Origin of the sequence: Actinospica sp. (assembly GCF_035552695.1) — a bacterium.
Taxonomy (GTDB): Bacteria; Actinomycetota; Actinomycetes; order Streptomycetales; family Catenulisporaceae; genus Actinospica.
Genome location: NZ_DASZKT010000109.1, coordinates 1 through 14,014, shown reverse-complemented (window position 1 = coordinate 14,014; position 14,014 = coordinate 1). Strand labels below are relative to the sequence as shown.

The window sequence follows — 14,014 nt, the reverse complement described above, 5'->3', positions numbered from 1 at the left end:
CGCGACCGCGGCGAGGACCGCGGACAGGACCCTGCGGCGGCTCCCTCGTTTTCTGAGCGACTGCGTATTCGACGTGGGTATTCGCATACTGGTTTACCAAGCTCTCTTGTAGAGGGCCGAGAGTAACGCACCGACCCCGGTGCGTGACGGTGTTGAACCACGCGCCCGGTGTTCGGCGCGGCGGCAAACTTTCGCAACGTTAAGATTCCTCTCCCTCAGGGACCCTTATTGACACACAGAAACCGTGGCGGACTCTCGCCAATTTCCTATATCGGACACGTTATAAACGAATATCAGATTTCTAATTTGTTGCGGAAACTCCCCGACCAGAAACGCACGGTACCGATAGCCGAAGAAACAGCCGAGGCCATCCGTGCGCTCGCCGCCATCCGGCACGAGCAGCACGACCGCGGCCTACTCGATCCCGACCTTCGAGTGCGGGTGCGCTACCCGTTCCTGCGCAATGGCACCCTGGCCCACGCCGACTACGTGTTCGCGGCCCCCTTGCGGGAGAACAGCGCCATGCTCGGAACCTCAACGGCGAAGGCAAGGCCGCGATCCACCCGCACCGCTTCCGCCACACGCTAGACACCCGGCTGGCCGAGAGGGGAGCGAGGGTGCAGACCATCGTGAAAACACTCGGACATAAGAGTGCTGAAATGTCGATGACCTACAGTCACCTGGCTGACGAACGGGTCACCCGTGAACTCAAGCGCCAGGGCCTCGAGGTCGGCCGCCACCGCGTAGCCCGGCTGATGCGTGAGCGCGGCCTCGCGGGAATCACGCGACGCAAGCGCCAGAACCTGACCAGACCCGACTCCGCAGCAGCAGCAGCAGCGATTCCGGATCTACTACGCCGTGAGTTCACCGCTCCGATGCCCGGTCTGAAACTGATCGGGGACAACAACTGCTTCCCGACCGGCGAAGGCTGGCTCTACCTCGCGACCGTCCTGGACCTGTGCAGCAAGGAGTTGATTGGGTACGCGGTCGCGCACACCGCAACCCGTTACAGCGCCTGGACATCAGGCAAAGCACCAGCCGGACCGGCTCGTGCCCCGACGGCGCCGCGGCCGAGCCGTTCTTCGCCACGATAAATCCGAGATCGGCATCGCCTCATGGCCGACCGAACCAGCGCCCGCCGGGACACCGAAAACTGGATCAAGGCGTACAACGAACGGCGTCTACACTCCTCCATCGGCTACCGGACCCCGATCGAATCGCGCCGCTGCTGACAGGAGCGCATGTCCACCACCGCATAGTCCAAGTGGTGTCGAAAACCATGTCGACTCCAACATGGCTTCGATGCTCCGCGCTCGCACCGCCGCCGCGCTCAGGGCCCTTCGCCTCCAACGCCGTGTTTCCCTCGGCCCGGCACGTGCCGTTTGGTGCGGATCCTGCACGCCCGACGCGCGATGAGACGGCGCCGCGCCTCGCCTTAGGTCAGCCGAGAATGTCCGGCCAGCGGCGGCGCACGCGGTCGAGCAGCGCGCGGCTGGACTCGGCGACCTGGGGGAACGAGTCGAGCCGAGTCCATGGACGGCAGGCGTCGATCACCGCGCGGTTGTTGAAGGGCGGCTGGCCCTGCTCGCTCAGCGGGTCGGTGCGGCTGCCCCAGGTCTTGCGCAGGACCTCGATGTCATCGCCCGGGTCGGTCCGGGTGCACACGGCCCACATGACGTCGTTGAGGCTGCGCGCGTCCACGTCCGCGTCGACGACGATCACGAACTTGTTCATGTACGCGGCGGCCGGCAGCTGCGAGGCCAGATAAGCAGCCTGACGCGCGTGGCCCGCGTACTGCTGGTGGATCGCGACCGCGAGCAGTTGGCGTCCGCCGCCCGCCTCGTGAGCCCACACGCTCTCGACGCCCGGAAGGCCGGTCTTGATCAGCGCGTCCTGGATCATCGCGGACTTCATGACGCTGCGCATGTACGAGTAGTCGTGCGGCGGCTTTCCCGGCGGCGCGCCGAGCAGGATCGGGTCGTCGCGGTGGTAGACGCGCTCGATGTCCAAGGTCAGCACGGGCTCGACGCCTCCGCTGTAGTAGCCGGTCCACTCCCCGAACGGGCCCTCCCGCTCGCGCCGATCCGGGTAGAGCCAGCCCTCGACCGCGATCTCGCTGGTCGCCGGAATCGGCAGGCCGGTCACCTCGCCGCGGATCACCTCCACCGGACGGCCGATAATCGCACCCGCATATTCGAGCTCAGATATGCCGCGCGGCACCTCGGTGCCCGCGACCACGAGCAGCACCGGATCGTGGCCCAGAGACACGGTGACCGGCGCGCGGCCCTCGCGGGCGAACCAGTCGCGCACGTGCCCGGCGCCATGCTTGCCCGAGCCGATGTTGATGCTCGCCGCCCGGCCGCCGTTCTGCACCTGCATGCGGTACGCGCCCGCGTTGAGCCTGCCGGTGACCGGGTCGGTGGTGAACACGGCGCATCCCGTGCCGATGAACCGGCCGCCGTCCGCTTCGTGCCACTTCGGCACCGGGAAGTCGAGCAGATTCGCGTCCTGCGACGAGACGACGTGCTGCGCCACGGGCCCCGAGTCGACCTCGCGCACCGGGTGGTTCTCGGCGCCGGCGACCCACTCGTTCGGTCCGTTGCGCAGCGCCTCCACCAGTTCGCGGTCATCGAGTTGCGTGCCGAGCCGCAGCGTCACGCCGAGCCTGCGCGCGTTCGCCGTACTCCCGGTCAGCACCCGCAGACCCCTGCGATAGCCCTCGATCTCGTCGAACAGCAGCGCCGACGGCGACGGCCGCTTGTAGTTCAGCTCCGAGGCGGCACCGATCTCCTCGTCCCAGTGGGCCCCGGCCACGGTCCGGAGCTCGCCGAGCTCGTCCACCACGGCGAGCCAGCCGCGCAGGTCGTCCACATCCTCCAGGGAAAGCACGTCACTCGCCTCCTGCGGGGTCAGGTGAGACCGCCGTTCGCGACGGCGGGCCCGCTCCACTGGAGAATGATACCCAGTCGCCGAGTTCGAGCCCTGATGCCGGGCGACGCTACCAGGAGCGTCCACGCCGCGACCGGTATGCGCTGGCCGAGGCCGGGCCGGGAGGTCGGCGGGCAGCTGGAACGATGCTGATCGCCGGGCGCCTTGGCGAGACCTGATTCGGCCGCCGTTCATGTCGTTTCCGAGTGCGGCAGTGAATCAGTGCTCATCCGGAGCTGCGGCGGCCGGACGACCGTTATGCGCGGCGGTAGCGTCGGAGTACTGATCTGCGCGTCGCTGGTCGGATGGGTCGTGCTGGACGGTCGGCCGGGGAACGCCTTCGCGAATGGCGGCCTCGGTAGCAGATTTCGATGATCAGAAGCCTGAATCTATCTCGTGGCCGTGCGCCGATCGCGATCAGCGAGCCGAGGGGCCCCGCGTACAACGTGCGACGGTGCGCGTGGTGCGTCGTACCTGCCACGTTGCCCATGGACGGCCCCCGGCTCCTGACACTTGGTGAGGACGGTTTCGAACGGGCGCTCAGCCCGCGTGGGGTGCAGCGGGAGGCGCCGGTTCGAGGGCGTGCGCGTCGGACTCGTCGAGGTCTTCGGGCACCTGCGCGACGACGGTGTCCGCTGCGGGCTCGACGGGATCGAGGGCGCGGCGCAGGCTTTCGCCCTCGACATCGACGTTGGGCAGGACGCGGTCGAGCCAGCGCGGCAGGGCCCAGGCTCGGCGGCCGAGCAGGGTCATGACCGCCGGGACGAGCGTCATCCGCACGATGAAGGCGTCGAGCAGGACGGCTGCGGCGAGGCCGAGGCCGATGGATTTGACCAGGGCGACGTCGTTGAGCAGGAATCCCGCGAAGACCGAGATCATGATGATGGCGGCGGCCGTCACCACGCGGGCGCCGTGCCGGAATCCGGCGACCACCGCCTCGACCGGTTCGGCGCCGTGCACGAACTCCTCGCGCATGCGGGTGACGAGGAAGACCTCGTAGTCCATGGCGAGGCCGAACACGACGCCGATCATGAAGATCGGCAGGATGCTGACGATCGGTGCGCTCTGGTGCACTCCGATGAGGCTGTCGAGCCAGCCCCACTGGAAGACGGCGACGACCACGCCGAGGGTCGCGACCACGCTCAGCAGGAAGCCGAGGGCGGCCTTGACCGGGACGAGCAGCGAGCGGAACACGAGCATCTGCAGCAGCAGCGCGAGGGTGACGACCACCCCCAGGTAGGGCAGCAGCGCCGATCCGAGCTTGCCGGAGACGTCGATGTTCAAGGCGGTGGTGCCGGTGACGAGGAGATCGGCGCCGGAGTCGTGCGCGAACGCGGCGTCGTGCGCGCGGATGTCGGAGACGAGGGCGACGGTCTGCGGGCTGCTGGGCGAGCTGCCGGGGATCGCGCGCAGCAGGGCCACGTCACCGCCGGTGTTGAACACCGCGGGGCTGACCGACGCGACGTCGGGGATACCGCTCAGGATCGTGCGGGCCTGCTCGGCCGCTGTCTCGGGGTCCGCGGCGTGCCGGGCGTCGACGACGATGGTCAGCGGGCCGTTGTAGCCGGGCCCGAAGCCCTTGGACAGCGTGTCGTACGCGATGCGCTCGGTGCTGCCCGGGTCGGCGGTGCCGTCGTCGGGCAGCGCCAGGTGCATCGAGAGGACCGGGATCGCGAGGGTGACCAGCACGGCGACGCAGGCGGCGAGCAGCTTGGCGGGGTGCCGGGTGACGAAGCGGGCCCAGCGCACGCCCATGGTCTCGCGGTCCGCGACGCCCTGCTCGAGCGCGCGCATGCGGCGGGTCTTGAACCTGCCGCGCATGATGCGCGGCCCGGCGAAGCCGAGAACCGCGGGCAGCAGAGTAAGGGCGATGAGTACCGCGACGGCGACCGAGAACGCGGCGGCCAGGCCGATGTCCGTCAACAGCCCGATGCCGATGATGCTCAGCCCCGCCAGGGCGACCATGACGGTGAGCCCGGCGAACAGCACCGCGGAACCCGCGGTGCCCAGCGCGCGTCCGGCGGCGTCCTCGGGTTCACGGCCCGCGGCGATCTCGCTGCGGTAGCGCGAGACGATGAACAGCGCGTAGTCGATGGCGACCGCGAGGCCCAGCATCAGCGCGAGGGTCGAGGTGGACGAACTCATGTCCACGAACGCGCCGACGATCTGGATCGAGCACAGCGCCACCACGATCCCGAAGATCGCGTTGAGCAGCGGAAGTCCCGCGGCGAGCAGCGAGCCGAAGGTGATCGCGAGCACCAGGGCCGCGATCAGCAGGCCGATCAGCTCACCGCCGCTCTGCTGGGCCTTGGCCTGCAGGGCCGTGCCGCCCATGCTGACCTGGAGACCGGCCGCGTCGCCCTGCTGCGCGATGCGGGTGAGAGCGTCCCGGTCCTGGGCGGTCACGTCGGCCTGTCCGACCGTGTAGGTGACCTGAGCGAAGGCGATCGTTCCCGAACCGCTGACCGCCGCGTTCCGGTACGGGTCCGCGACGTTCGCGACCTGCGGTGCCCGGCCGAGCTCGGCGACCAGATTCTCGACCTCGGCCTTGTGCGCCCCGCTCGTCAGGGTCTGACCCGCCGGCGCCTCGAAGACGACGCGTGCGTTCGCGCCCGCCGCCGACACCTGCGGGAACTGGCTTTGCAGCAAGTCGATGGCTCGCTGGGACTGGGTGCCCGGAATGGTGAACGCGTCGTTCGTCGTACCGTGCGCGTTCGCGGCGCCGAGCCCGACGCCGGCCAGCACGAGCAACCACAGCAGGGTCACCAGGCGGCGCCTGCGGAACGCCAGCCGGCCGAGCCGGTAGAGGAATGTGGCCACGGAAATGTCCCCTCGCGGTGCAAAGTTATCCAACATCTGTTGGTTACCTACGACTGTAGGTTATACCACAGCTGTCGGAAAGAGTAGATTGGGGGGCATGGCTGTGCACACGACGGACCCCCGGATCCTGCGCTCTCGTGCGGCGTTGGAGGAGACACTGCGCACGTTGATCGCCGAGCGCGAACTGAGCCAGATCTCGGTCTCCGACCTGACCAAGCGCGCGGGCGTGGACCGCTCCACGTTCTACGAGCACTACAGCGGCGTGGACGATCTCGCGGCCGCGGCGTGCACCGCGGTGTTCGACGAACTGCTCGCCGCGCTCCCCGTGCCGATGGTCCGCCCGAAATCCGAGAAGGAGGCCAAGGCGAACCTCGCCGAGCTCTTCGAGCACGTGGCCGAGCACGCGGCGCTGTACAAGTCCCTGCTCGGCGCGCACGGCAGCGCGCGGGTGATCGATCACCTGCTGCAACGCATGGCGCTCGTCGTGCACGCCGCCCGGCAGCGGTACGCCCGTCCCACCGAGCACGCCGAGCCGCTGACCGACGAGCTCAGAGAGATCCCGTACGACCCCTTCGCGGTGTTCGTGGCGGGCGCCATCATCGGCACGATCATCGACTGGCTACGCCGCGGCCGACCGGACACGCCCGAACAGATGGCCGCCGCCATTTGGCCTCTCCTGCACACTGGCAAGGCGCCGAAAAGTCACGCCCACCAGCCGACCGGGCCGAACCCGTCCGCGTGATGACTGCTCAATGCGCGATGAATCGGTGAGACCGCCGAACCTGCGCGCGGGGCAGCAAGCGTTGATGGAATCTGGTGACGTCCGCCGTCGAGCGTCGCCGCGCCGAGGCGGCGCCCAGCGGTATGACGAACGTGAGGACGCTGGTGAGCGTGAGAAAGGCGTACTGGCAGACCACGGCTGCCGTGTCGGAGGTGACCGGCATGAGGACGGTGAGTCCAAGGCCGCCCCATGCGATCAATGTGATGGTGATGACTACGGGCACGAACGATGGGAACGCGAGCGGTCTTCTGGTCATCTCGACGATGACCGCGACTGAGGCGACGAATAGGGCGAAAACGGCGGTCCCGGTGAGGAAGTCGTCCGGAGTGAGCGGCCAGATCTGGCTGGCGCACGCCTGGACGGAGGTTGAACCGCAGTTGAGCGGCACGACCGCGTCGACCGCGGTCGCCACTCCGAACACTCCGTAGCCCAGCAGGGCGAGCACGAGCACCTTCGCCGGCCGCGGGAGCGACGGGCGTGGGCGCAGCTCGCGGATGCACACGACGCCCGTGCACAACCCGGCGACACAGTCGAGCAGGATGAAGAGCCAGCTGAAGGGCTGGCTGCGTCCTTCGAAACTGCTCGCCAGAGCACTGCCCGCGAGCGACGGATTGACGAGGAAGGCCAGTGGCCACGAGCTGTAGGCCAGGGCACCCGCACCCGCGATCCACAGGGTGGGTCGACTTCGTCGAGGTACTCGCGAGATGGCCGGGACGGTCTGTCGTCCTCGCTCCGATACGTCGGCCGGTTCATGGACCGATCCCGCTACCGGCATCTGGACATGGGGATATTGCGCGAAGTCACCCATCGCGAGTCTTCTTTCGGTTCTTCTTGCAGGCGGGACTACTCCCGCTTCGAAAAGTCTTCGTGCCCGTCCGTCAGCGCCGACCCAGCCCCGCCCGACGATGTCGGAACGCCGCGCTCTCCGGTCGGTGGCATACAGCTCGGTCACGTCGACCGGGAACCCGACGAATCTCAACCATGAATCCCGCCCAAGGATGCGGAGGAACCTTCTCCGGTTACGGATTCGAGGCTAGCACGGATACCGGAGGAGATGCCTCCGGTATGACCGTCGGCTACCGTGTGATCTGTGACTCAGTCGCCTTCGCCAGTTCGCCGCAAGCGCAAGGACGCCGTGTTGAACCGGCGGCGGATCATGGACGCCGCTCGAGAGGTCTTCGCGCGGCGCGGCTTCGGCGCGACCCTCGACGAAGTGGCCGAGTTCGCGGGCCTGGGCGTGGGCACCGTCTATCGGCACTTCCCGAACAAATCCGCGGTGATCAACGCACTGTTCGAGGAGAGCGTCGAGCGCATCGTCGAACTCGCCCGCACCGCAGCCGCGGCCGGGGACCCGTGGCAGGGATTCGTCGGGTTCATGGTCGACGTGGCCGAGCTCCAGACCTCCGACCGGGGCCTGCGCGACCTCATGCTCACCGCCGAAGGCGGCTGCGAGCGCAGCGAACTGCTGCGCGACCGCCTGCGACCCGTGCTCCGGCCGATGGTGGAGCGGGCCAAGGCGCAGGGCGCGCTGCGCCCCGACTTCAGCGACCAGGACTTCCCCGTCCTGCAGCTCATGCTGTCCGCAGCCTACGAATTCACCGGCATTGTCGCGCCGGAGGCGTGGCGCAGGTACCTGACTCTCATGATCGACGCGCTCTGCACCCGCCGCGAGGCCCCCTGCCCGCTGCCGCAGCCCCCGCTCGACGAAGCAGGCATCGAACACGCCATGCGCGCCTGGCCGACCACCAAGCGCCTGTGAAGTCGCCACAGCCGCCCTGCGTCGGGGCGGCCGTGGCGCCCTCATGAAGTCCGCAGGGAGAACTCCTCAGTTGAGGATTCCGTACCGCCTCGCTTTGGCTTGCTCACCCTCGATGTCGTCGGAGCCGGAGGCCGAGTGGGACGAACTGTGGACGAAGGCCGCGATACCCAGCCCATAGGCCGCCGGCTTCCCATACCGGCCTGCCCGCTCGATTGGGCGGGCAGGCCGGGGCGTGGGGTGTTACGTGTTGCCGGGGAATGCGATGCAGCCTGCGCGGTCGGCCGACTTCATCGCCGGGGGGATCGGCTCAGTTGTAGGTGACCACATTGCTCGGCCCGGGGGCGGTCGAGCTGACGGCCGCGCCGGTTCCGTCGATCACCGATTGGATGCCTCCGAAGTTGTTGAGCCACACGGTCAGCAGGTCGTGGAACACGACGCCCGAGGTGGTCGGGGCCTGGAAGGCCATCGCACTCTCGATCGCCGGTCCGGCGGTGAAGTTGGAGTAGACACCCATTCCGTAGCCCTGGAACGTGGTGACGCTGTTGGGGATGTAGAACCCCGGGTAGCCGTTCTGGGTGGAACTGGCCATCCAGGAGGCCTGGTTCGGGACGTCGTACGGGTTTTCGTTCTGGAAGAAGATGACCGTGCCTCCCTGGCCGTTCCAGACGGTTTCGTACTGCTGGTAGTGCTCGACGGCCAGGCCGTAGGCCGTCACGTTGTTGCCGTTGACGGTCAGGCCGGTGGCCGCGGTGTCCGAGGTCCACGAGCCGCTGCCGGCGCCGTGGTCGGCCCGCCAGGACCAGATGTCGTCCAGGATCGAGTTGTTGCTGTTGTCGATGAACGCGTCGGTGACGGATCCGGCGGTGGCCCCGCCGATCCGGAAGAAGACGTCGTCGATGCTGACCGGGTCACTGGCGTGGCTGACGGTCGAGCCCTGGGTGCCGACGGTCAGCAGGGTCGGGGAGGTGGTCGGGCCGGCGTCGAAGAGCAAGCCGGAGATGTTCACGCCGTTGACGTCGGCCACGTTCATCGTGGTCTGTCCGGCGCTCGGGACCACCGTCGCGAAGCCGAGGCCGATGACCTTGGTGTCGGCCTTGGTGACGTTGATCGTCTGGTTGTAGCTGTAGACACCGGGCGTGAACAGGAGGTTGTCGCCCGCTCCCAGCGCCGCGTTGATCTGCGCGATCGTGCTCGCCGAGTTGATGACGTAGAACGTGTTCAGCGGCAGCGAGGTGCCCGGGGTGTTGCCGTTGGCCCAGGACGGTCCGCTGGAATTGGTCCGCACCGAGGGTACGAACACGTTGTAGTTGCCCGAGGAATCGGTGTAGAGATACGGCGTCTCCTCGGTGGTCGGGCTGGTGCCTAGGGTCGTGTACGGCTGGGGGCCGCCGGCCGACACGGGGGTCGAACCGAAGCTCTGTGCCGGGGCGCCGGGGTCGCCGCTGAACACCTGGTTCCACACGCCGTTGGTCCAGCTGCCGATGTTGGTGTTGCGCACGAGGTACTGCTGCTGTGAGCCGTTCTCCACGGTGCCGTTGAGTTCGGAGTCCGCGATGTACCCGCCGCTGGCCCAGTCCGGTGACCCGTCGCAGTAGTCCATCAGGGTCACGTTGCCGTTGATCGCGACCCGGCGCATCGGGGCGGCCTGCGAGGCGGCCCACACGTCCTCACCGGCGAAGCATCCGGTCAGGCCGGTGACGTTGATGGTCAGGTTCGAGACCGACCGCCAGAAGTTGTCGGTGGCGTAGCACTGGGTCTGCACGCCGTTGGTGCACTGGTTCCAGGAGTCGATCGTGCCGTTGATCACGACCTGGCCCGGGTTCTGGCCCAGGCCCTCGATGCTCTCGTAGTAGCCGACCTGGAAGTCCAACGGCGACGCGGCCGAGCCGTAGGTCCCGGGCTGGAACAGGATCTCGTAGCGCTGCGTGCCGAACTGGTTCGGGTTCTGTTGGGTCCCGATCGCGTTGAGCTGACTGGCGATCGCGCTCACCGACTCACTCGGACTGATCACGATCACGTTCGATCCCAGGCTACCGCCGGTCGGCGGCGGGGACGTGCCGCCACCGCTGGAGAAGGTGAGGTAGTTGATGTTCCAGCCGGCGCTGTCCTGGTTGACGGTCAGGGTCTGGGTGCCCGCAGTCAGGGTGACCGTGGCGGTGACGGTGGTCCAGGTCTGGTAGCCGCCGGTGGCCGGGATGGCGACGCTGCCGCTCAGGTTGGTGCCGGAACTGTTGGTGATGTGCAGGGCGTCGGCCACCGCCGCGGGAGCCGCGACCCTGATGCCGACGCTGTAGCTGCCCGCAGTGGCGACGTTGACGGTGTATTTGAACCATTGTCCGCTCGCGGTCCAGCCCAGGTCGTTGCCGCCGCCGGTGTCGGTGGTGGTTTCCAGGTCCACCCCGTCGGTGCGGTAGGCGTTGTCGGAGCCGTTGATGGAGGTGACGTTATAGGCCACGGCTTGGCCGCCGGTGTCGTAGTTCTCCGCCTGCACCGTGCCCGGCACCGCGGCCGGGGTACCGCCGTAGGGGCCCTCCCCGCCGCTGCCGCCTCCCGTGGAGGTGAAGGTGAGGTAGTTGATGTTCCAACCGGCGTTGTCCTGATCCAGGGTCAGGGTCTGCTGACCGGCGGGCAGGGTCATGCTGACCGTGACGGTGGTCCAGGTCTGGTAGCCGCCGGTGGCCGGGACGTTGACGTTCCCGGACAGGTTGGTCCCCGCGCTGTTGGCCAGGTGTAGGCCGTCGGTGACCGCGGCGGGTGCGGCCAGGCGCAGGCCCACCGTGTAGGTGCCGGCGGTGGCGACGTTGACGGTGTATTTGAACCATTGTCCGGCCGCGGTCCAGCCCAGGTCGTTGCCGCCGCCGGTGTCGGTGGTGGTTTCCAGGTCCACCCCGTCGGTGCGGTAGGCGTTGTCGGAACCGTTGGTGGAGGTGACGTTGTACCCCACGCTTTGGCCGCCGGTGTCGTAGTTCTCCGCCTGCACCGTACCCGGCACCGCCGCCGGGGTACCGCCGTAGGGGCCCTCGGTGGCGGCGTGGGCCGCGGAGTTCGCGCCCGTCAGCGCCAGGGTGGACAACGCCACCACCACGATGGCCGCGCGGACCCGGGGACGGGAACGGGACCGGGAACGGTGGGGCCAACCGCGCACGGTCGCGGGCAGCCGCAGAACGGATGAGGGTCTCATCATGGTCTCCTTAGGGTCCTGTTCGTCTACTGAAATTCTTCCTCTGACAGCTGGCCGGGCCGGCCTCTCGGCTTGCTTCCGGCCCGGCTCCGTACCCGGGCCGGGGTGCCGTCGCAGGTGTACTGCCGCAACGGCACGCCGCTCGCTCGTCGGGCGACCGCGGGCACCGCGACGGCCCGACGGTGCGATATCCGCGGTCCGTCCAGGGCCGGTGGTCGAAACCCGCAGGCCGGAAACGTTTCCGGAACAGGCCGATAAAAACCCTGTGCTCCTGGAGCGCGGGCACAGGTGTGGGGTATCGCCGTAGAACAGTGGTGCCTGTGGGCAGTTCGGGCAGGCAATCGAAAACCGGGTGGCGACGGCCTATCGGAGGTCGGCCAGGATCGCCCCGGATCACTTCCTGCACACCGGGATCGAACGCTTCCGCGCCGCATCACCGCGGACGACGGCTTGGAGAGCGCTCTCTCCGTAACGTGTGTTTACGCCGAGATGTCGGACGTGTCAATACCCTCGCACGCAACCCGAGCCGGTACGCCGGCGGCGCGGCACCTCAGGCGTCTCATGATCTCCCTGTGTTCGCTCTCTGTGTCCCCTCCCCGAGCATCGGCCCCAAATACTCGGCGGCACGACTCGCGCGGGCTTGACCTCGGGCTCGCCGCGACACAGGACGACCTCGCCCGATCAACATCACCCCGGGAAGGGCCGAACGTCAGGCGAAAGTAGTGCCCGGAATGCACCGGAAACCGTTGACGACCCCACCATCCGCACGGATACTACGGCCAGCCAGTCCGTAAACGTTTCCGGATCATGTCCGGCCGGAACACGTGACGGACAACGCGCACCGCGCTTCTCCCCGGTGCGCGCCCTCCCTACCCTTTTCCGCAGGAGCGATGATGCTCAAAACCGCCCATCCACGGCGGCGCGCCGCCGTGGCGATCCTCGCGGCGATCGCGCCGATCGCCGCGATTCTCACCGTCGTGGCGGTGCCCACCGCCAACGCCTCCGCCGTCCCCGGCCCGCCCGCCGGCTGGACCACCGTGTTCAGCGACGACTTCAGCGGCGCCGCCGGCACCGGCGTGAGCACTGCGAACTGGCTCTACGACACCGGCACCAGCTACCCCGGCGGCGCCGGCAACTGGGGCACCGGCGAAGTGGAGAGCGAGACCACCTCCACCGCGAACGTCTACCAGGACGGCAACGGACACCTGGTGATCAAACCGATCAGGGACGCGGCAGGCAACTGGACCTCCGGCCGGATCGAGACCCAGAACACCGGCTTCGCGGCTCCGCCCGGCGGCCAGATGGAGATGACCGCCTCCATCGAGCAGCCCAACCCCGGCAACGGCCTCGGCTACTGGCCCGCGTTCTGGGCGATGGGCTCAGCCGCACGCGGCGTGGGCGCCACCAACTGGCCCAGCATCGGCGAATTCGACATCATGGAAGACGTCAACGCCCTGAGCCAGGTCTCGCACACCTTCCACTGCGGAGTGGACCCCGGCGGCCCGTGCAACGAAACCAACGGCATCAGCAGCAACCTGCTGGCCTGCGGCGGCTGCCAGACCGGCTACCACACCTACTCGATCATCGTGGACCGGACCAACACCAGCGCCGAACAACTGCGCTTCTACACCGACGGCAACCTGCAATGGACCGTCAACGAAAACCAAGTCCCCGTCGCCACCTGGCAAGCCGCCGTCGACCACGGATTCTTCATGATCCTCAACGTCGCCATCGGCGGCGCCTACCCCAACAGAATCTGCAACTGCACCACGCCCACCACCGCAACCGGTTCCGGCGCCGGCATGAGCGTGGGCTACGTGGCGGTGTACGAGACCGGGAGCGGCGTCACCACACCGCCCACGACCAACCCGCCAAGCACGACCCCGCCAACCACCACTCCGCCCGGTGGCACGCAGTGCACGACGACGGCGACCTCCAACATCTCCGCCGACTGCTTCAGTTCTTCCCAAGGCTCCGCGCCGGTCAGTGCGGCCGGTGACACCAACCCGACCGGTGTGGACGCAAACCAGGTCGCGCAACTGTCCAGCGGCAGCTGGCTGGAGTATCCCGGGGTCAACTTCGGCACCGGTTCCAGTCAGTTCGACGCCCGGGCCGCGTCCGGGGCGGCCGGAGGAGTCAGCGGGCTGGTGAACGTGGTCCTGGACAATCCGAGCAACACACCGATCGGCACCTTCGCGATCGGAAACACCGGCGGCTGGACCAGCTGGCGCACCATCCCGGCGAACATCACCACCACGACCGGAACGCACAACGTCTACCTGGAGTTCCAGTCCGGCGCCGGCGGCAACCCACCGTACGTCAGCCTGCACTACTTCAGCTTCCCCGCACACTGATCCACCACTGATCGACAGCACCCTGCACACCAGGCCGCATCCTCGCGCTGCGGCCGGTCGGGGGACCCGACCGGCCGCAGCGCGAGGTCTGTGGGAGTCAGGGTTCGGCACCCGGAGCTCGGCATGCGCGAGCGCGGCGTCGTAAGCAAGCAGCTGCCGGCAGTCATCGTGAAAGAAATAAGCCCGCAGCC

Annotated in this window: 10 protein-coding genes; 6 read left to right on the top strand and 4 right to left on the bottom strand. The window is 68.1% G+C overall.

Translation table 11 applies throughout. The features are described from left to right. Nucleotides 1-168 precede the first annotated feature (168 nt). The 3 genes from VG296_RS13245 to VG296_RS33200 are packed head-to-tail and all read left to right on the top strand — an operon-like array spanning nucleotide 169 to nucleotide 1,232. Nucleotides 169-588 carry a hypothetical protein gene (locus VG296_RS13245; protein ID WP_325565980.1) on the top strand — a complete coding sequence of 140 codons (420 nt, stop codon included), beginning with the start codon at nucleotides 169-171 and terminating at the stop codon, nucleotides 586-588. After that, entirely contained in the window at nucleotides 558-1,094 is a 537-nt protein-coding gene (locus tag VG296_RS13240; protein WP_325565992.1) for a tyrosine-type recombinase/integrase, read from the top strand. Before VG296_RS13245 ends, VG296_RS13240 begins: the two co-directional genes overlap by 31 nt. Before the next feature lie 21 nt (nucleotides 1,095-1,115). After that, a complete protein-coding gene (locus VG296_RS33200) occupies nucleotides 1,116-1,232 on the top strand; it encodes an integrase core domain-containing protein (RefSeq protein ID WP_414641091.1) in 117 nt (38 codons plus the stop codon). A 208-nt stretch (nucleotides 1,233-1,440) separates the two neighbouring features. Here VG296_RS33200 and VG296_RS13235 read toward each other — a convergent pair whose 3' ends face one another. Both VG296_RS13235 and VG296_RS13230 read right to left on the bottom strand, forming a co-directional pair. Beyond that, on the bottom strand, nucleotides 1,441-2,889 hold the full coding sequence (locus VG296_RS13235; protein ID WP_325565979.1) for a UbiD family decarboxylase: 1,449 nt from the start codon (nucleotides 2,887-2,889) through the stop codon (nucleotides 1,441-1,443). Nucleotides 2,890-3,468: 579 nt separating this feature from the next. Further along, nucleotides 3,469-5,748: an MMPL family transporter gene (locus VG296_RS13230; RefSeq protein WP_325565978.1), complete on the bottom strand. Its 2,280-nt coding sequence runs from the start codon at nucleotides 5,746-5,748 to the stop codon at nucleotides 3,469-3,471. A 97-nt stretch (nucleotides 5,749-5,845) separates the two neighbouring features. Here VG296_RS13230 and VG296_RS13225 point away from each other — a divergent pair, with 97 nt between their 5' ends. Further along, nucleotides 5,846-6,490 carry a TetR/AcrR family transcriptional regulator gene (locus VG296_RS13225; RefSeq protein ID WP_325565977.1) on the top strand — a complete coding sequence of 215 codons (645 nt, stop codon included), beginning with the start codon at nucleotides 5,846-5,848 and terminating at the stop codon, nucleotides 6,488-6,490. A 7-nt stretch (nucleotides 6,491-6,497) separates the two neighbouring features. Here VG296_RS13225 and VG296_RS13220 read toward each other — a convergent pair whose 3' ends face one another. After that, complete coding sequence (locus tag VG296_RS13220) at nucleotides 6,498-7,337, bottom strand: hypothetical protein (protein ID WP_325565976.1); 840 nt, start codon at nucleotides 7,335-7,337, stop codon at nucleotides 6,498-6,500. A 348-nt stretch (nucleotides 7,338-7,685) separates the two neighbouring features. Here VG296_RS13220 and VG296_RS13215 point away from each other — a divergent pair, with 348 nt between their 5' ends. Continuing rightward, nucleotides 7,686-8,288 (top strand): helix-turn-helix domain-containing protein, encoded by a 603-nt coding sequence (locus VG296_RS13215; protein WP_325565975.1) that lies wholly within the window; start codon nucleotides 7,686-7,688, stop codon nucleotides 8,286-8,288. Between the two features lie 307 nt (nucleotides 8,289-8,595). On the opposite strand, the gene VG296_RS13210 is transcribed toward VG296_RS13215, so the two are convergent. Continuing rightward, complete coding sequence (locus tag VG296_RS13210) at nucleotides 8,596-11,469, bottom strand: carbohydrate-binding protein (RefSeq protein ID WP_325565974.1); 2,874 nt, start codon at nucleotides 11,467-11,469, stop codon at nucleotides 8,596-8,598. 890 nt (nucleotides 11,470-12,359) lie between these two features. Between VG296_RS13210 and VG296_RS13205 the strand changes: the two genes are divergently transcribed. Further along, complete coding sequence (locus VG296_RS13205; protein ID WP_325565973.1) at nucleotides 12,360-13,823, top strand: carbohydrate-binding protein; 1,464 nt, start codon at nucleotides 12,360-12,362, stop codon at nucleotides 13,821-13,823. Nucleotides 13,824-14,014: the final 191 nt, after the last annotated feature.

Excerpts from the sequence above, each read along its gene's own strand:
- VG296_RS33200 (WP_414641091.1), top strand. The coding sequence starts at position 1,116 with ATGGCCGACCGAACCAGCGCCCGCCGGGACACCGAAAACTGGATCAAG.
- VG296_RS13225 (WP_325565977.1), top strand. The coding sequence starts at position 5,846 with ATGGCTGTGCACACGACGGACCCCCGGATCCTGCGCTCTCGTGCGGCG.
- VG296_RS13220 (WP_325565976.1), bottom strand. The coding sequence starts at position 7,337 with ATGGGTGACTTCGCGCAATATCCCCATGTCCAGATGCCGGTAGCGGGA.
- VG296_RS13215 (WP_325565975.1), top strand. The coding sequence starts at position 7,686 with ATGGACGCCGCTCGAGAGGTCTTCGCGCGGCGCGGCTTCGGCGCGACC.
- VG296_RS13210 (WP_325565974.1), bottom strand. The coding sequence starts at position 11,469 with ATGAGACCCTCATCCGTTCTGCGGCTGCCCGCGACCGTGCGCGGTTGG.
- VG296_RS13205 (WP_325565973.1), top strand. The coding sequence starts at position 12,360 with ATGATGCTCAAAACCGCCCATCCACGGCGGCGCGCCGCCGTGGCGATC.